The sequence below is a fragment of the Arsenicicoccus sp. UBA2120 genome (genome assembly GCF_002330965.1).
Classification (GTDB): domain Bacteria; phylum Actinomycetota; class Actinomycetes; order Actinomycetales; family Dermatophilaceae; genus Arsenicicoccus; species Arsenicicoccus bolidensis.
In genome coordinates this window covers 31,094-48,341 of record NZ_DCYC01000072.1, presented here as the reverse complement: position 1 = coordinate 48,341, position 17,248 = coordinate 31,094, and the positions used below count along the sequence as shown (strand labels likewise).

Annotated in this window: 16 protein-coding genes; 6 read left to right on the top strand and 10 right to left on the bottom strand. The window is 72.8% G+C overall.

The annotated features are described in order from the left end of the window. Window positions 1-3: 3 nt before the first annotated feature. The 3 genes from B2P18_RS11135 to B2P18_RS11125 form a co-directional block, all read right to left on the bottom strand. Window positions 4-399 carry a DUF2695 domain-containing protein gene (locus tag B2P18_RS11135; protein ID WP_029210588.1) on the bottom strand — a complete coding sequence of 132 codons (396 nt, stop codon included), beginning with the start codon at window positions 397-399 and terminating at the stop codon, window positions 4-6. A gap of 119 nt (window positions 400-518) precedes the next feature. Further along, window positions 519-1,406, bottom strand: coding sequence for a universal stress protein (locus B2P18_RS11130; RefSeq protein ID WP_286959351.1), 888 nt, complete (start codon window positions 1,404-1,406; stop codon window positions 519-521). A gap of 41 nt (window positions 1,407-1,447) precedes the next feature. Beyond that, the gene (locus B2P18_RS11125; protein WP_019285809.1) at window positions 1,448-1,924 is read right to left on the bottom strand and encodes an OsmC family protein; all 477 of its coding nucleotides are present in this window, start codon (window positions 1,922-1,924) and stop codon (window positions 1,448-1,450) included. Between the two features lie 18 nt (window positions 1,925-1,942). Here B2P18_RS11125 and B2P18_RS11120 point away from each other — a divergent pair, with 18 nt between their 5' ends. After that, window positions 1,943-2,578, top strand: coding sequence for a histidine phosphatase family protein (locus B2P18_RS11120; RefSeq protein ID WP_286959338.1), 636 nt, complete (start codon window positions 1,943-1,945; stop codon window positions 2,576-2,578). Here the strand turns inward: B2P18_RS11120 and B2P18_RS11115 are convergent, their stop codons facing one another. Next, complete coding sequence (locus B2P18_RS11115; protein WP_019285807.1) at window positions 2,579-4,057, bottom strand: hypothetical protein; 1,479 nt, start codon at window positions 4,055-4,057, stop codon at window positions 2,579-2,581. A 130-nt stretch (window positions 4,058-4,187) separates the two neighbouring features. Here B2P18_RS11115 and B2P18_RS11110 point away from each other — a divergent pair, with 130 nt between their 5' ends. Together B2P18_RS11110 and B2P18_RS11105 are read left to right on the top strand one after the other, a co-directional pair. Then, window positions 4,188-5,339 (top strand): exonuclease SbcCD subunit D, encoded by a 1,152-nt coding sequence (locus tag B2P18_RS11110; RefSeq protein ID WP_029210587.1) that lies wholly within the window; start codon window positions 4,188-4,190, stop codon window positions 5,337-5,339. Next, window positions 5,336-8,689: an AAA family ATPase gene (locus tag B2P18_RS11105; RefSeq protein WP_286959321.1), complete on the top strand. Its 3,354-nt coding sequence runs from the start codon at window positions 5,336-5,338 to the stop codon at window positions 8,687-8,689. Before B2P18_RS11110 ends, B2P18_RS11105 begins: the two co-directional genes overlap by 4 nt. An 81-nt stretch (window positions 8,690-8,770) precedes the next feature. Here the strand turns inward: B2P18_RS11105 and B2P18_RS11100 are convergent, their stop codons facing one another. From B2P18_RS11100 to B2P18_RS11090, 3 genes are read right to left on the bottom strand one after another with little or no spacing between them, the layout of a single operon-like run. Further along, window positions 8,771-10,243 (bottom strand): DUF3626 domain-containing protein, encoded by a 1,473-nt coding sequence (locus tag B2P18_RS11100; RefSeq protein ID WP_029210585.1) that lies wholly within the window; start codon window positions 10,241-10,243, stop codon window positions 8,771-8,773. 50 nt (window positions 10,244-10,293) lie between these two features. After that, a complete protein-coding gene (gene hepT / locus B2P18_RS11095; protein ID WP_286959309.1) occupies window positions 10,294-10,782 on the bottom strand; it encodes a type VII toxin-antitoxin system HepT family RNase toxin in 489 nt (162 codons plus the stop codon). Beyond that, a complete protein-coding gene (locus B2P18_RS11090; protein ID WP_019285800.1) occupies window positions 10,782-11,186 on the bottom strand; it encodes a nucleotidyltransferase domain-containing protein in 405 nt (134 codons plus the stop codon). The genes hepT and B2P18_RS11090 overlap by 1 nt, the downstream gene beginning before the upstream one ends. Window positions 11,187-11,270: 84 nt before the next feature. On the opposite strand from B2P18_RS11090, the gene B2P18_RS11085 reads away from it, so the two are divergent. After that, window positions 11,271-11,819, top strand: a complete 549-nt coding sequence (locus B2P18_RS11085) for a GNAT family N-acetyltransferase (RefSeq protein WP_286959304.1) — start codon at window positions 11,271-11,273, stop codon at window positions 11,817-11,819. A gap of 165 nt (window positions 11,820-11,984) precedes the next feature. Further along, on the top strand, window positions 11,985-13,466 hold the full coding sequence (locus B2P18_RS11080) for a nitronate monooxygenase (RefSeq protein WP_313534294.1): 1,482 nt from the start codon (window positions 11,985-11,987) through the stop codon (window positions 13,464-13,466). Here B2P18_RS11080 and B2P18_RS11075 read toward each other — a convergent pair. From B2P18_RS11075 to B2P18_RS11065, 3 genes are all read right to left on the bottom strand, one after another. Beyond that, window positions 13,396-14,559, bottom strand: a complete 1,164-nt coding sequence (locus B2P18_RS11075; RefSeq protein ID WP_313534292.1) for an LD-carboxypeptidase — start codon at window positions 14,557-14,559, stop codon at window positions 13,396-13,398. The two genes, B2P18_RS11080 and B2P18_RS11075, sit on opposite strands and share 71 nt — an antisense overlap. 71 nt (window positions 14,560-14,630) lie before the next feature. Further along, window positions 14,631-15,803, bottom strand: coding sequence for a GNAT family N-acetyltransferase (locus B2P18_RS11070; protein WP_286959299.1), 1,173 nt, complete (start codon window positions 15,801-15,803; stop codon window positions 14,631-14,633). A gap of 88 nt (window positions 15,804-15,891) precedes the next feature. After that, window positions 15,892-16,317 (bottom strand): VOC family protein, encoded by a 426-nt coding sequence (locus B2P18_RS11065; RefSeq protein WP_286959293.1) that lies wholly within the window; start codon window positions 16,315-16,317, stop codon window positions 15,892-15,894. Between the two features lie 25 nt (window positions 16,318-16,342). Here B2P18_RS11065 and B2P18_RS11060 point away from each other — a divergent pair, with 25 nt between their 5' ends. Continuing rightward, window positions 16,343-17,197: an AraC family transcriptional regulator gene (locus B2P18_RS11060; RefSeq protein WP_286959286.1), complete on the top strand. Its 855-nt coding sequence runs from the start codon at window positions 16,343-16,345 to the stop codon at window positions 17,195-17,197. The last annotated feature ends 51 nt before the right edge of the window (window positions 17,198-17,248 follow it).

Sequence of the window (17,248 nt, the reverse complement as noted above, 5' to 3'; positions counted from 1 at the left end):
GGCCTAACACGTCTGCGGCGCATGGCATTCCCCCGCCCACCAGTTGCGCTGCGCCAGGCGCCAGAGGCGGCACGGCTGCGTCGATCCCGCCCGGACCTCGAGGCAGTGACCGACCGACGCGATCGGGCCGTCCCAGGACACGGCGAGCGCTCGTGGCTCCACCTCGTAGGCCCGCAGCTGCAGCTCGCAGTCGCACGACGCCCCGCGCGCACCGAGCCGACGCTCGAGACGGCTGGCGCGCGGTGCCCGCTGCTCGCGCCACGTCTCGACCCACCGCCACGACCCGTCGCAGTCGAACCGCTGCACCATGCGTCCCACGTAGCACACGACGCACTCGTGCGGGTGCGCGCCCATCAGCTCGCGCACGACCTCCGTCGGGTCGATGTCCGCCACCGTCATCTGGGGTCTCCTCCCTCGCCGGGCCCAGTCTGGCGGGCGAGGGGCGGGCCGTCGGACGATCGGCGGCCGCCTGTGGACGACGGTCGCGGAGACGAGACGACCTGTGGACAAGTCGTCGTTCAGACGCGGACCACGGCCACCGGTGCGTGCGAGGCCTGCAGGACCTGCCGGCTGGTCGACCCGAGCAGCATGCCCGCGAAGCCACCCCGCCCGCGGCTGCCCACGACGACCATCGAGGCGCTGCGGGACTCCTCCGCGAGCGCCTTGACCGACGAGCCGCGGCGGATGCGGGCTTCGACGACCACGTCCGGGTGCTGCTCGCGGCCGTGCTGGAGCACGTGCTCCACCAGCTCGGTGTGACGCCGGGTCATCTCGTCGTGCGCGGAGGAGCCCTGCTCCGTCGGGACGACGCCGCCCTCGAACTCCATCGTCCAGGCCCGGACGGCCACCAGCGGCACACCTCGACCGTCGGCCTCACCGAAAGCGAACGCCGCGGCCCGGTGCCCCTCGGCCGAGTCGTCGACGCCGAGCACCACCGGCCCGTCCGCCGGGGCTCCGGCCGCACGGTCGGGGACGACGACCACGGGACAGTGCGCGTGCGCAGCGACAGCGCCCGAGACGCTGCCGAGCAGCAGCCCCTCCCATCCGCCCGCCCCACGGCTTCCCGTGACCACGAGCTGCGCGTGCCGGGACGCCTCGATCAGCGCCGCCGAAGGGCTGCCCCAGACGGCCTGGCTCGTCACCTCGAGGTCGGGGTGGGCCACGCGCACGGCAGCCTGGGCCTCGTCCAGGACCCGCTCGGTGCCCTGCTGGACGAGCTCCTCGAGCCCGTAGGACCACCCCAGCTCGTGCGGCGCTGGCTGCGCGACCTCTTGGGCCATCACGAGCAGCAGTCCCGCTTTGCGTCCCTCAGCCTCGCGAGCCGCCCACTCCAGGGCCGAGCGCGCGAGCGCTGAGCCGTCGACCCCGACGACGATGAGGTCGGTGGGGATGGTGTCGTGGGTCATGACAGGCTCCTTCGCTCGTCGGCGGAGCCCGCGTCGTGGGGTCACTCGGCGTCCGGTCGCACCTGCGCCCGGCGAGGCTCCTCACCTGACTCGATGTTAGCGATGGGGGTCCCCACCTCGACGGTGCGCCCCACCGTGCAGAGCCGGTCGTGCGACATACGGATCGCGTCAGGGAGCACCCGGCGGGCCGCGTCGCCCTCCGCTCCCTCCGGGAAGGTGACCTGCCAGGTGATCGTCAGGCCCTCGAGGCGCGACTCGCCGTCGACCTTGACCTTGTCGCCACCCACCTCCACCGAGAACCCCGCAGGCTCGGCACGCCGCGAGGTGAGGTGGTCGACGTCGACCATCGAGCAGCCTCCGATCGCGGCCAGCAGGGCCTCGACGGGGGTGAACGCCGCGTCCTCGCCGGTGCCTAGCTCGAGCGTCCCGCCGCGAGCGTTGGTGGCGGCATACCGCCCAAGGCTGGTCCGCTCGAGCTGGACGGAACGGCGGTGGTCAGGCTGCTGGGAGGTCGTCATGACCGCTAGCCTGCCACCGTGAGCAACGACACCGGTAGCCCCACCGTCCGCCCCGTCCCCGAGGGCCGACTCGTCCTGATCCGTCACGGCGAGACGGAGTGGTCCAAGGCCATGAAGCACACCGGCACCACCGACCTGGACCTCACCGAGCACGGCGCGGAGGCGGCGCGCCGCACCGCTCCCCTGCTCGAGGAGTTCGACTTCGCACTGGTCCTGTCGTCACCCATGCGGCGAGCGCGACGCACCGCCGAGCTCGTGGGTCTGCCCGAGCCCGCGATCGACCCCAACCTCGTGGAGTGGGACTACGGCGGCTACGAGGGCCGCACGACGGCCGAGATCCGCGAGGAGCTCGGCTACGACTGGACGGTCTGGCAGGACGGGGTCGCCGCCGGCGACAGCCCCGGCGAGTCGATCGAGCAGGTCGCCGCCCGGGCGCGCGCGGTCATCGACCGCGTGATGCCCGTCCTCAAGGAGGGCAAGGACGTCGTGCTGGTCGGGCACGGCCACACCACTCGGATCCTCACCAGCGTGTGGCTGCGCACCGAGCCGAGGTTCGGAGCCCAGCTGGAGCTGCACGCCGGGTCGATCAGCGTGCTGGGCTACGAGCGTGCCTTCCCCTCGATCCAGCGCTGGAACCAGCCCGCACCGCGCTGATCAGCGCGGCAGCGACCACGTGTGCACGGGCTCACCCTCGTGCATGTTGTCGACGTAGCGGTGCAGCATCCGCCGCAGGGCCTCGTCGCGGTTGGCGCCCCGGTCCTGCAGCCGGTCCACGCAGCGCACCTGCCAGGCCGCGCCGTTCATCTCGGCCTTGCACCGCTCCTCGATGATGCCGAGGTAGCGGTCGCGCACGGCTGTCGCCACCCCCCACGACTCCAGTCCCGAGTCGGCCAACGGCAGCAGCTGGCGCAGGACCAGCTCGTCCACGGGGACGTCACCGCGACCCGGCCAGTAGAGGTTGGCGTTGAAGCCTCGGCGGGCACCGGCGAAGAAGTTCTCCTTGGCCGAGGCGAAGCTCATCTTGGACCACAGCGGCCGCTCCATGCTGACGAGAGCGTTGACGAGGCCGTAGTAGAAGGCCGCGTTGGCCATCGTGTCGGCCACGGTGGGGCCGGCCGGCAGGACGCGGTTCTCCACCCGCAGGTGCGGCTTGCCGTTCACGGTGTCGTAGATGGGGCGGTTCCAGCGATAGACGGTGCCGTTGTGCAGCTTGAGCTCGGACAGCTCGGGAGCCGTCCCCGACTCCATCACACCCACCGGGTCCTCCTCGCTGACCTCGGGGATGAGCGCGGGGAAGTAGCGGACGTTCTCCTCGAACAGGTCGAAGATCGAGGTCACCCACCGCTCACCGAACCACACTCTCGGCCGCACCCCCTGGTTGCGCAGCTCGATCGGGCGGGTGTCCGTGGCCTGGTGGAACAGCTGGATCCGCGTCTCTGCCCAGAGCTGGGAGCCAAAGAGGTATGGCGAGTTGGCCCCCACCGCCATCTGCACCCCCGCGATGGCCTGCGCGGCGTTCCAGAAGTTCGCGAAGTCCGCGGGCGCGACCTGCAGGTGGCACTGCACCGACGTGCAGGCGGCCTCGGGAGCGATCGTGTCCACGAAGGTGGCCACCCGCTCGCCGCCCCGTCCCTCCATGTCCAGGAGCAGGTCCTCGCCCCGCGCCTCCATGATCGCGTCGTTGAGCCCGAGGTAGCGCGGCGTCGGCGTCAGCGCGTCACGCCCCAGGTGCTCCTTGGTCAGCGTGGGCAGGATGCCGATGGTGACGATGTCCGTGTCACCGGTCTTGTCCCGGGCCGCGCGCAGGTGCTCGCGCAGCGTCTGCTCCAGCGCGTGGAGGCGATCGCCCGCGAGCGGCTCCGGCTCGACGTTGAGCTCGATGTTGAAGCGCGCGAGCTCGCTCTGGAAGAAGGGGTCGTCGATGGCCTCGAGAACCGCCTCGTTGGTCATGCTGGGTCGCAGGTCCTGGTCGACGAGGTTCATCTCGATCTCCAGTCCTGCCATCGGCTCGCTGGTCTCGAAGTCCTGCTGCCCGAGCATGCGCTCCAGCACGTCCAGGCACTGCTGGACCTTTTCTCGATAACGTTGACGCAGCTCGCGGGCGTTCAGCCCGGCGGAGATCTCTTGACCCATGCGGACTAGCGCACCACATGCGGGGCCGCGGCGCGCACCATGACCGGTCCGCGGCGCGTCCGGTCTGCGATCTGCCGCTCGAGGGCGCGTCCCCGAGGGTCTGTCGGTGGTCGCTCCTAGGGTGTCGACCATGCGGATGCTCCACACCTCGGACTGGCACCTGGGCCGTTCCTTCCACCAGGTCGGGCTGCTGCCTGCCCAGGAGCAGTTCCTCGACCACCTTGTGGAGGTGGTGCGCTCGGAGGGCGTCGACGTCGTGGCGATCGCGGGCGACGTCTACGACCGGGCGCTGCCGGCCCCGCAGACCGTGTCGCTGCTCTCGGAGGCCCTGCGCCGCATCACCGACGCGGGGGCCCAGGTGGTGCTGGCGAGCGGCAACCACGACTCCGCGGTGCGGCTCGGCTTCGGTGGCCCGCTGCTCGAGCGGGCGGGGGTCCACCTGCGCACGTCGGTCGCCGACCTGTCGCGGCCCATCACGATCGGCGCCACCCGCATCTATGCACTGCCCTACCTCGAGCCGTCGGTGGTGGCGGACGAGCTCGACGGCGCCGAGCGGTCCCACCACGGGGTCATCGAGCGGGCGCTGGCTCGGGTGACGGCCGACGCCGAGCGGCACCAAGGGCCGGTGGTGGTGCTGGCGCACGCCTTCGTCACCGGAGGCGAGGCGAGCGACAGCGAGCGGGACATCAGCGTGGGCGGGGTGGGCGACGTGCCCCTCTCCCTGTTCCGCGAGGCCGACTACGTGGGCCTCGGGCACCTGCACGGCGCCCAGACGCTCGACGAGCGGGTGCGCTACTCCGGGTCCCCCGTCGCCATGAGCTTCTCCGAGGCTCGGCACACCAAGTCGTCGTGGCTGGTGGACCTCGGCGACGCGCGCTCCGGCGACGTCCGGACCGAGCGGATCGAGGCCCCCGTCCACACGCCTCTGGCGGTCCTGCGAGGCGACCTCGAGGACCTGCTGCGCGACCCGGCGCACCAGGCCGCCGAGTCCGCCTACTGCCAGGTCACGCTGACCGACGCGGTCCGTCCGCTCGATGCCATCGACAAGGTCCGCCGACGCTTCCCCCACACCTTGTCCCTGCAGCTCGACCCCCAGGGGATCGAGCCGTCGCAGAGCCGGTCGTATGCCGCCCGCATCCGCGTCGCGTCCGACCCCGAGCTGGTGGACGGCTTCCTGGAGCACGTCCGCGGCGGGGCGACCCCCAGTGCCGAGGAGCACGCCGTGGTCGTCGAGGCTCTCGAGGCCGTCCGCGTCGCCTCCAGCGGGGAGGGATCGACGTGAAGCTGCACCACCTGCGGGTCACCGCCTTCGGCCCCTTCGCCGGCACGGTCGAGGTCGACCTCGACGAGCTCGGCGCGGCCGGGCTGTTCCTCATCAACGGCCCGACCGGCGCAGGCAAGACCAGCCTGCTCGACGCCGTGTGCTTCGCCCTCTACGGCGACGTCCCGGGCGCCCGGCAGAAGGGGTCCCTGCGCTCGGACCATGCGGCTGCCGAGGCGGTCCCCGAGGTCGAGCTCGAGTGGTCGGTGGGCTCCCGGCGGTTCCGGACCACCCGCTCCCCGGAGTACGAACGCCCCAAGAAGCGCGGCACCGGAACGACGAGGCAGCAGCACAAGGTCGTCATGGTCGAGCGCGTCGAGGGCAGCTGGATCGACCGTGGGTCCGGTCGCGCCGACGAGGTCGGCGGGATCGTCCGCGAGGTGGTGGGCCTGGGCCTCGAGCAGTTCGCCACGGTCGTCCTGCTCCCCCAGGGCGAGTTCGCCCGCTTCCTGCGGGCCTCGACGGACGAGCGTGCCGCGATCCTGCAGCGACTGTTCGACACCACGCGGTTCGAGCAGGTGCAGCGTTGGCTGGAGGCCCGGCGCCGCGAGGTGGAGGCCGAGGTCAAGGAGGCGCGTGCGCGTCTCACGAGCACGCTCACCCGCGTCAACGACGCCGCGGGCCAGGCGCTGGCCGTTGCACCAGCGCCCGCATCGAGCAACGCCGTCCACGACCCCACCCAGCCCGAGAAGTCACCCCACGACGACCGGCGGCAGCCCGTGGGCGCGGACCTCGCGCACGGGCAGGCGACGAGCCCGACGCCCGAGGCGACGGATGCCGTGGAGGACCTGCTCGTGGACACCACGGCGTCCGACGCTGACGCCATCAGGCAGGCACTCACCACGCTCCGCGCCCGGGTCGAGAGCGTGGTCGCCGCGCTCGGCGCTGCGGCCGCCGACGCGGACGCGGCCCGCCGAGGCGCCGCGAGCGCCGACGAGACCGGGCGCCGGGTGCACGCCCTGCGCGCCAAGGCGGCGACGGCCACAGCCACGCTCGCCGGCCTCGAGGCGCAGGCCGACGACATCCGGTCGGTGCGCGAGCGGGTGGGTCGCGCGGCGGCGGCGGCCGAGCTCATCGCCTACGTCACCACCGCCTCCCAGCGGTCTGCGGCCGCGGTCGAGGCGGCAGTCGCTCATGGTCAGGCGGTCGAGGTCCTCCCCGCGGGACTGGGCTCGGGCCTCGGCCTGCGGCCACGGGCTGCACCTGACGACGCGGGTCTCGACGCACAGCCGGGAGGCGCCGACCAGCTCGACCAGCTCGACCAGCTCGACCAGCCCGACCAGCTCGACCAGCTCGACGAGCAGGTGCTGCGGGACGTCACCCGCCGCGTCGACGCGGCGGCGGACCTCGCCACCCGCATCGCGGTCCAGGTGTCCCACGCGGACAGCGCTCGGGAGGAGGCCGAGACCAGCGCGGCAGCCGTCACCGGGCACGCCGCCGCGGTGGCGGAGTCACGGACGCGCCTGGAGCGCGCCCAGGGCACCCGGGCCGAGCAGGCCGATGCCATGGCTGCGCTGACCGCGACGGCAGAGGGAGAGGAGTCGGCCCGGCTCAAGGTCGAGCGGCTTCGAGACGCGGCGGCGCGCATCAAGACGCTGACCGCGGACGAGGGACGGGTTGACGCGCACGCGCGCGCTGCCGCGTCCGCTGCGGCGGAGCGCAGTGCCCGGCAGGAGGACGCCGCCCGGCTCCACCGCCGACGCGCCGACGGCCTGGCGGCCGAGCTGGCGCTCGGCCTCGAGACGGACGAGCCCTGCCCGGTGTGCGGGGCGACCGAGCATCCGGACCCTGCCACGGGCGAGGCCGGCGACCTGGTCACGTCCGAGGACGTGGAGGCCGCCGAGGCGGTCCTCGCCCAGGCCCGGTCCGCGGAGGTCGAGGCGGTGTCCGCGCTCGAGTCCGCTCGCGCCACCCGGGCCGCGCACGCCGACGAGCTGCGCGACCGGCTCGCCACGCTCGACGACCTGCCGGCGGAGGAGGTCGCGCCGGCCCTGGCCACGGCCCAGGCGCATCACACCGCGGCGCAGCGGGCCGCTGCCGCTCTGGTCAAGGCTGAGGCGCGCCTGCACGAGGCGGACCTCGACATCGAGCGCCGGCGGACCGCGCTCGGCGCCGCTTCCGAGCAGCTGGCGGCGGCCCGCTCACGCGTCGAGCTGGCCCGCAGCCGCAGCGAGGCCGAGCGCGCCGAGGCCTGGAGGCTGCTCGACGAGCTCGGTGAGGAGGAGACCCTGCAGCTCGTGCTCCCCCCGGCCGACTCCCCGCAGCGGTCCTCGGTCCCGCGTGCGTCACTGGTCCGTGAGCTCCTCACGAGCGTTCGCTCTGCGGTCGAGTCACTGGGAGTGCTGCACGAGACCCGCTCCGCCCACGCACGGGCTCGACGCGACCTGCTCCGAGCCGAGGAGACCCTGGCCGAGAGCCTGCAGGGCTCAGACTTCGAGGACGCGCAGGAGGTGCGAGCGGCCGCGCTGCCCACCGAGCAGCGGCGCCGGCTCGAGACCACCCTGGCGCGCCACGACCAGGCCCTCCTGCAGGCACGCGCCGTCCTCGACGACCCCGAGGTGGCCGACGCGATGGCCACCGACACCCCTGACCTGGAGGCCCTGGCGATCAGGGTGGAGCGCGCCAGGGCGGCTGCGCGCGAAGCGACCGGCTCCGCGCGGGTCGCGGAGGACGCCGGCGCGCTCCTCGCCCGGCACACCGCCGAGGTGCTCGGCCTCCTCGAGTCGCTGGCTCCTGCCGTGCGTCGTGCCGACACCATCCGTGAGGTCGCGGACACGGTGGCCGGGACCGGTGCCAACAACCTGCGCCGGATGAGCCTGCCCACCTACGTGCTGGCGGCCCGTCTCGAGGAGGTCGTCGTGCTGGCCAACGAGCGGCTCGCCGTGATGACCGACGGCCGCTACGAGCTGCGCCACTCCGACCGGCTGGCGGCGCGCGGTGCTCGCAGCGGGCTGGGTCTGGAGGTCGTCGACGCCTGGAGCGGCAAGGCACGCGACACGACGACGCTGTCCGGCGGTGAGACCTTCATGGCTTCCCTGGCGCTCGCGCTCGGGCTGGGCGACGCAGTACGGGCCGAGGCCGGCGGTGTCGACCTGGACACACTGTTCGTCGACGAGGGGTTCGGCACGCTCGACGAGGCGGCTCTGGAGCACGTGATGGAGGTCCTCGACGGCCTCCGAGCAGGCGGTCGCAGCGTCGGCATCATCAGCCACGTCGCCGAGCTCAGGCAGCGAATTCCAGCCCAGGTCAGGCTGATCCGGACCCAGAACGGCTCCTCCCTCGAGGTCCGCGCCCTGCCGGAGGCCGTGTGACTCGCCTCGTGTGCCCCTGGGATCACGCCTTCCGCCGCGGCGAGACCCGACGTCAGACGGGCCATCGGTGGAACAGAGCCCTCACCCACGGAGCCTGACCTCGATCCACGGATGACGGCCGAGGTCGTCCGACGACAGGTCCCCCACCGCGACGTAGGCAGGGTCCGGCAGGAACCGCACGCTCGTCCCCGTCCCCTCACCGGGGGACGGCGTGACGTCCTCCAAGATCGTCGTCGGCACACCGTGCTCGTAGCGCTGCGACCAGGCGCCCTCCTCCCGGCGGTTGGTGTGCACGAGCCAGCGCGAGACGGCGGCTACGGACGACATCCCCGCCCTCGGTCGACCGTCCGCGAACCGTGGCGCGGACCCGGGATCGGCGAAGCGCACATCCTGCGTCGCCATCACGGGCTTGCGCACGATCCTCCCGGCGTCGTCGCGGCGGGTGTCCGTCCCCCGTCCGTCGTCACGGATCTCCACGGACCCGTCCGGGTGCAGCGTGACGACAGCCAGTCCCTGGCGAACCAGCTCCTCGGCCTCGTCGTTCGCGTAGGCCAGCACCTCCAGCACCAGGTGGCGCAGGCTGACGCCCCCGAGCGCCCGTGCACGGGAACGCAGCTCGGCGAGATGCCCGTGGTCGACCGAGGTGCCCCAGTCGTGCGTCGTCGTCCGCCAGTCATGGACCGGACGACCGAACCTCGCCGTGAGGTGCCAGACCTGCTTGAGGCTCTGCGGATGGTGCAGTCCCGTGCGCGCGGCCTCCCCGATGATGGCGGCATCGAGCAGCCCGTCCCGCGCTACCGCCACCCCCACCTCGTACGCGCCAGGGTCGCGGTAGTGCCGACGCCGCCCGAGCTCCTCGACCATCAGCACCCGGCCCTCGTGCCACTCGACCGGCACCCCCAGCGCGCCGGCTGCTTCCTCGGCCTCGGTTCCCCGGTATGACGGATCCAGCACCACCGCCTCGACGTCGTCCGGGATCGCGACGACGCCGTGGACGTGGGCCTCCACGTAGTCGTCCAGCAAGCCGCCCTGCTCGGCCTCCTCCCGCTCCGAGGTGCACGCCGCCGCAGCGAGGTCGAAAGCGTCCGACAGACGCAGCAGGTCGAAGCGACGGGCCGTCCCGAAGTCCGCCGGTTCGCGGAACGAGTCCGGGAAGCAGAAGGTCGTCCGGTCCAGGACAGGCTCGGCCAGGCGCAGGTGGGACGACCCGAAGCGCACCGCTCCCCCGACCCCGCGGCGACGGTGGTTCAGCGCGCCGTACCGAGGCCGCTCCGAGAAGGGCGCGTCGTCATACGCACCCCCGAACATCCTTGTCTCCCAACGGAACCGATCACCACCAGGATGTGCGGTGAGGCCGCCGTTGCTGGTGCCCGTCTCGAACTGGCTTCGATAGATGCCGTCACGAGCGAGGCGGTCCATGACCGTGTCGCCGCGGGGTCCCCGGTCCGGGTGGAAGTTCACGGTGACGCGCAGCGAGCGGTCCAGAGCCCCACCTCTGCTCAGGCCGTCCACGTGCGCCACCGCGGACCGCGCCCAGCGGCTTGCCTCCGTCACCGCCTTCGCTCCGCGTGGGCACCGCGCTCGTGGGACGTCATACGACGACCCTAGCCAGCCCGCTCACCCGGCGTCACCGGCGTCACCGGGGCAGCCGGTTCCTGGGCGCGGGCCTGCAGCCAGGCCTTGACCTGCGCGACGTACTCGTCGAACTGCGACGCGGCCTGGGGAACGGCCCTCGCCACCAGGTCCAGGTCGACCTGCACGTACTCGTGGATGACGATGTCGCGCAGGCCGACGCTGGGGCCGAGACGTCTCGCCAGCTCGTCAGTGATCAGTCCAGCGCGCGCAGCCTGGCGGAAGGACGAGCGGTAATCCGTGGGCTCAGCGATCCCCGCGACGGCCACGACGTGCGAGTTGACGTCGCTGGCCAGGTCGACCAGCTGAGACAGAGCGCGCTCCACGGCCAGGCGCAGCACGAGGTCGTCCCGCAGCTGCGCCCCGCTGACCTCCCCCTGGCGGGCCAGCAGGTCCACCAGCTCACGGATGGCGGTCAGCCGTCGTACGACCACCTGGTCGTCGAGGTCGCGAGGGGGCATCAGAGCCGCTCCAGGGCGCGATCGCGCATCCACTGCGTGTCCCGATAGGCGCCGACGGCCGCCAGGTGCTGCTCGGCGTAGAGGTGTGGCTCCGCCTCGTGCAGCAGCTCCCCCCGCTGGAGGGCGGCCAGCCGCGCGACCGGGTCGGCTCGGCCCAGGTCCATCAGGTCCAGGTGGTCGCCCGGCACGAGCTCGTGGAACCGGTTGACCAGGGTGAGCTCGTCCGACGCCGGCTCACCGAGCACGGCGTAGGCCAGGTCGACGTCGCGGGCCCGGTCAGGGCGCGTCAGCACGGATCCATGGACCACGAGGAGCGCCACCCCGATCTCCAGGCAGGCGCTCGCCAGGCTGCCGTCGTCGGCGACGCGTCGCAGCCGGGCGAGGCTGTCCTGGACCGTGATCACGATCCCCACGATAGCCGGGAGCGTGCCTGGGTTGCCGAGGCAATGTGCTTGTCACGCGCGTCCGTCGCCACGCACAGTGGGCTCGTGTCCGCCCCCGACTTCACCCGCAAGCCCGTCCTGGACGGTCGACTCGTGCGGTTCGTCCCCACGACCCGCGACAGCGTCGATCACCTGTGGCCCCTGCTCGCCGACCCCGAGGTCGGTCGGCTCACCGGGTCCATCCACTCAGGCGCCCCCGACCAGCCACACCGGTTCACCCGGGACCGGCTCGAGGACATCTATGACGCCTGGTCGACGGCCGACGACCGCACGGTATGGGTGATCGAGGAGCGTGAGACGGGACGCGTCGTGGGCGAGTCGGTGCTCAACGACGTCGACGTCGAGAACCTGTCGTGCGGCTTCCGGATCTGGATCTCCGGTGCGACCGGCCGGGGCCTGGGGACCGAGGCCACGTGGCTGACGGTGCGCCACGCCTTCGAGGAGCAGCACCTGCACCGGGTCGCCCTCGAGGTCTACGCGTTCAACCCGCGCGCCCGTCACGTCTACGACACGGTGGGGTTCCGGCACGAGGCACCCTGCGTGACGCCCTCCGGTTCGACGACGGCTGGGTCGACGCCCACGTCATGGCCATGACCGCAGCTGACTGGGCGTCCCTCGGCGACGGGCCGGGACAGGCTCGGTGAGCACGACGGGCGGTACCTGCGGGTAGCACGAGGTGGCCCCCGGAGGGGTCTAGCGTGGCTAGATGACGGCACCCGCGCCGCCCGCACCCGAGGTCTACCGAAAGTGGGTCCCTCCATGACCGCAGCCCCGTCCCTGACCACCCAGGCCGATGCCGGGACGCTGGCGCCTGGCCGTCACCGCCCGCGGCCGGTGATCATCCAGGGCGGCATGGGCGTGGCGGTGTCCGGCTGGCGGCTGGCTCGCACGATCTCCACCAACGGTCACCTGGGTGTGGTCTCCGGAACGGCTCTGGACGCGGTCCTGGCGCGGGTCCTGCAGCACGGTGACCCGGGCGGGCACTACCGACGGGCGCTGGCGCACTTCCCCAACCTCCCCGTCGCCCAGCGCGTGCTCGACACCTACTTCATCGATGGTGGGCGACCCGACGACGCCCCCTATCGCCCGGTCCCCAAGCTGACGCTGTCGACCAGCCGCGAGGGGCAGGAGCTCGCCGTCGTCGCCAACTTCGCGGAGGTCTGGCTGGCCAAGGAGTGCCACGACGGGGTCGTGGGCGTCAACCTGCTGGAGAAGATCCAGATGGCCACGCCGACCGCGGTGCTCGGAGCGATGCTCGCGGGGGTGGACTACGTCCTCATGGGTGCCGGCATCCCCCGCGAGATCCCGGCGCTGCTGCGCGCGCTCGCTGCCGGGCAGGTCGGCCGGATCACCGCCGACGTCGTCGGGGCCAGCACCACGCGGTCGATCGAGGTCGATCCGGTGGACCTGGTCGGACCCGAGATGCCCACCCTCACCCGACCCGACTTCCTCGCCATCATCTCGATCAACCAGCTCGCGTCCTACCTGCACCGTGACCCCGAGATCCGCCCCGACGGCTTCGTCGTCGAGCGGCCCCCTGCCGGAGGCCACTCCGCCCCTCCCCGCGGCAGGCTGCAGCTCGACGAGACGGGCGACCCGGTGTACGGCCCCCGGGACGAGGCCGACCTCGCCAAGCTGACCCAGCTCGGGCTGCCCTTCTGGGTGGCCGGCGCAGCAGCGACCCCGGCGCACCTCGCCACGGCGATCCGGTCCGGAGCGGTGGGCGTCCAGGTGGGGACGTTGTTCGCGCTCAGCCTGGACTCCGGCCTCAGCGACGACAATCGCAACCAGCTGCTGGCGCGCCTGCGCGATGGCGACCTGACCGTGCGCAACGACCCGCGTGCCAGCCCCACCGGGTTCCCGTTCAAGGTGGCGGTGCTCCCCGGCACGGCCAGCGATGCCGACGTCTATGCCGCTCGCCCGCGCCTGTGCGACCTGTCCTACCTGCGCCAGCCCTACGAGCGATCGGACGGCAAGGTCGGATACCGCTGTCCGGCGGAGCCGGTGCACATGCACCTGCGCAAGGGCGGCAGCCTGGCGGACACCGTCGGACGGCAGTGCCTGTGCAACGGGCTGATGGCCGACATCGGCCTGGGGCAGCACCGCACCGACGGGTATGCCGAGGTGCCGCTCGTCACCCTCGGCCAGGACCTCACCGGGGCCGTCGAGCTCATCGCGCGTCACCCGCAGGGGTGGACCGCGCGCCAGGCGCTGACGTACCTCCAGGAGTCGCTGGCCTAGGTCGACGCCGGGTGCCCCAGGCATCTGCCGGTGGAGATCCCACCGAGTCTCGCCGCGGCCAGGGGGCTGGCTCAGGCGAGCGTCTGCGTGATGCACGCGATGCCCGGCCCCTGCTCCACCCTGGCGAGGGCCCCGTTGACGAGCGGCAGGTAGGGGGCCCAGTGTCCGCACTCGACGTCCGCGACGATGGGGATCTCGAGCATCCCAGGGCGTCGACCACCGCCTCGTGCTGCGTGAGGGTCTCCCCCGGTGGCGCATAGGTGCGTCCGACCAGGACGGCGCGGGCGTGGTCGAACACCCCGTTGAGCCGCATCCCGTGCAGGTTGCGGCAGATCGCCGGGGCGTCGTCTCCGGCCGCCTCCACGTAGACGAGGAGGCCGTCTCCCAGCTCCGCCAGCCGGCTGGTGTCGAGATATCTGCTGCCGGCCAGGTTGGCCAGCGTCTCGATGCAGCCCCCCACGAGCCGACCGGTGACGTCGACCTCCCCGCCCAGGGAGTCCAGCCGCGTCCACGATCCGGGGACGTCGAGCAGGTACTCGTCGACGCCCGGATGCTCGACGTAGTCGACGAATCCCCGTCGGTGCCGACCCGGCGGCGTCTGGACGACGGTGGCCCCCTGGCCGAGGGTGACGATGTCCAGCCACGACACGAGGCCCTCGGGAGTGAGGTAGGGGGTGTCCATGAGGTTGTTGCCGTGGATGGTCGCCCAACCCGCGACCAGCGTCAGCGGGGTGATGAGCGTGGCGATGTCGGAGAACCCCACGACCCACGTCGGCTCCGCTCGGCCGATCTGCTCCCAGTCCAGCAGGCCGATCAGGTCGATCGCCGTCTCACCGCCCCACGGCGGCACCACGGCCCGGATCGACGGGTCCAGCAGCATGCCTTGCAGCTCGTCGGCCCGTTGGGCGGCGGGCGCGCTGAGGTGGCCCGAGCCGTCCATGCAGTCACCGACAACGACCTGGTAGCCCCGGTCACGCACCGTCGCCAGGGCGACGTCGAGGCGCGCCTGCAGCGCCCCCGACACCCCGGACGAAGGGCTCGTCACCCCGACGGTGTTGCCGGGCCGCAGCGGGGCGGGGAATCGCAGGTTCATCGGTCTCCTCGGGCACGGGGTCGGATGGTCAGGCGGGCCGGGTGGTCGCGTGGCTGGCGCTGCGGTCGAGGTCAGGCCCGCCACTCGCGGGCGAGCAGGCCGTACGCCGCGCCGTCCACCCAGCCGTGGTCGGGATGCCACGAGTCGCGGACACCGTACTGCTCCAGGCGCATCCCGAGCCCGGACAGCAACCGGGCCGACGCCACGTTGTCGGCATACAGGCCGGCGGTCACCCGACGCACCCCGAGCTCGCGGAAGCAGCGGTCCAGGCCGGCAGCGGCGATCTCCCGCCCGTAGCCCTGTCCGTGGAAGGCCGGGTCCAGCACGTAGCCGAGCTCCGCCTCGCAGCCGTGCACGGGTCCGCCGGGCTGTCCGCCGCCGTCCCGCACCTCGATCGAGCAGGTGCCGACCACCCGGTCCCCGAGGCGCGCGACGAACGACCGGTCGTTCTGCCCGGGCTCCAGCCACGCGCGACGAAAGGCCCTCGGCTCCACCTGCGCTCGCAGCATCCAGCGTCCGACGTCGGGCAGGTTCCGATAGCGCAGCATCTGGTCCACGTCGTCCGGTGTGGCGTCGCCCAGGGACAACCTGGCCGTATGCCGCGCCCCGCTCTCCCACGGCACAGCCTCAGGGAGGGCCCGTCGTGGCGGGACCGCCGCCGACGCGTCGTGGATCTCACGAAGGCCACGCACCTCACCCCGCCACTCCTGCGCCAGGATCGCGTACCCGTAGCCGTCGACCCAGCCGTGCTCGGCGTGCCAGGAGTCTTCGACACCGTGCTCCTCGCGCCGCATCCCGGCCTTCTCCATGACGCGGGAGGACGCGGGGTTGTCCCGGTTGCAGTAGGCCTTGACGCGGCGCAGCCCCAGCGTGTCGAAGGCCACCGCGAGCAGCCCTCGGGTGAGGTCGGTCGCTACCCCCTGGCCGGCGTGGCGCGGGTCGACGATGTAGCCGATCAGCGCCTCGACCCCGCGGGGCGTCTCCTCGTGCAGGCCGTGGTCCACGAGCTCCAGGAAGCCCATGGCCACGACCGTGCCGTCGCGCTCGGCGACGCACGAGTGGTCGGTCTCGCTGTCCGGCACAGCGGCCCACCCGCGACGGAACTCCTCCGGCTCCACGGAGGTCCGCATCATCCAGCGGTTGACGGCGGGGTCGTTGCGGAAGGTCAGCAGCTGCTCGACGTCGACGGGCGTCGCGTCGCGCAGGACGAGGTCGCCGCTGCGGCGCGGCCAGGGTGAGGGCATGCGGCCCACGCTAACGACGGCCGCACCGGGGCGTCACGCCGGTTTCCACCGCGCGACGGTCTGGGGGAGGTCAGAGCATGCAGGGACGTCAGCCCCAGCTCTTCGCGTCGGTCAGGCAGAACGGGTGTCCCGCCGGGTCGCGCAGCACCCGCCAGGTCCCCTCCTGGTCGTCGGCGTCGTCGGCCGGCTGCTCGTCGGGCACCGTCGCGCCCAGCTCGACGCAGCGCTGCTCGGCCGCCTCGATGTCCTCGACCGCCAGGTCGAGGTGGAACTGCTTGCGGCCCCCGGCGTCGGGCCATGCGGGCGGCTCGTAGCCCTCCACCCGGCCGAATCCCAGCGCGTGCGTGGGGCCGGTCAGCATGGCGTAGCTCTCGTCGCCGTACGCCTTGTCCCACCCCAGCACGGCGGTCCAGAAGTCCGAGACCGGGCCCGGGTCGGCGCAGTCCAGGGTCACCATCGCCAGGCGCGCCACGGGGGGTTGCGAGGTGTGGGTGGTCGAGTCGTTGGTCGTCATGCCGACAGGCTCCTACGATCGAGCGATGCCGGCTTGGACGAACCCGTCAGCGCCGACGCCCCCGCCGGGCGTGGTGCTGCACCCGAGCGCCCAGGCCCAGGCTGCTCCCCCGCGGAGCATCGAACCCGGACCCGAGCTCGCGCCACTCGTCGAGCGCCACTGGCTGCTCTCCTGGGACCTGCCCGCGCAGCAGCGCTTCCCCGGCTCGCTCGTCCCCCACCTCTCCCACAACCTCACCCACGAGGTGGGCTCGGGCCGGCCAGGGATCCCGTATGACGCCGTCGTGGTCACCGGCGTCCCGACGCGCCGGTTCGACGTCGACCTTGTCGGTCGCGGTCACGTGCTGGGCACGAAGTTCCACCCCGGTGCCCTCGCCGCCGTCATCGACGTCCCCGCCCGTGCCCTCACCGACCGAACCGTCCTCGCCGACGCCGTGCTGCCCCGCGCGGTCGTCGACGCGTATGCCGGTGCCGACGATCCCGGTGACCCCGAGGCCTTCCGGCATACGGTCGAGCCGGCCCTGGCGACGCTCCTGGACCGGGTCGACCCGGCGTGGGTCGAGGTCCACGAGGCCGTCTTCCGCATCGCGGCGGACCCCTGGCTGACCACCGTCGCACGTCTGGTCGCCGAGACCGGGAGCAGCGAGCGCACCCTCCAGCGGCAGTTCGCGCGGTACGTCGGCGTCGCCCCCAAGCGGGTCATCACGCGCTACCGCCTGCACGACGCGGTGGCCGCCCTGGACGCGCGCACCGACGAGTCGCTCGCCGACCTGGCCGCCCGGCTCGGGTTCTTCGACCAGGCCCATCTAGCACGGGAGTTCACGCGCTTCGTGGGGATCGCGCCCAGCGCCTACCGCGCCGGACGTCCCATCCGTGACTGACCGGACCGACCGGACCGACCGGACCGACCGGACCGACCGGACCGACCGGAC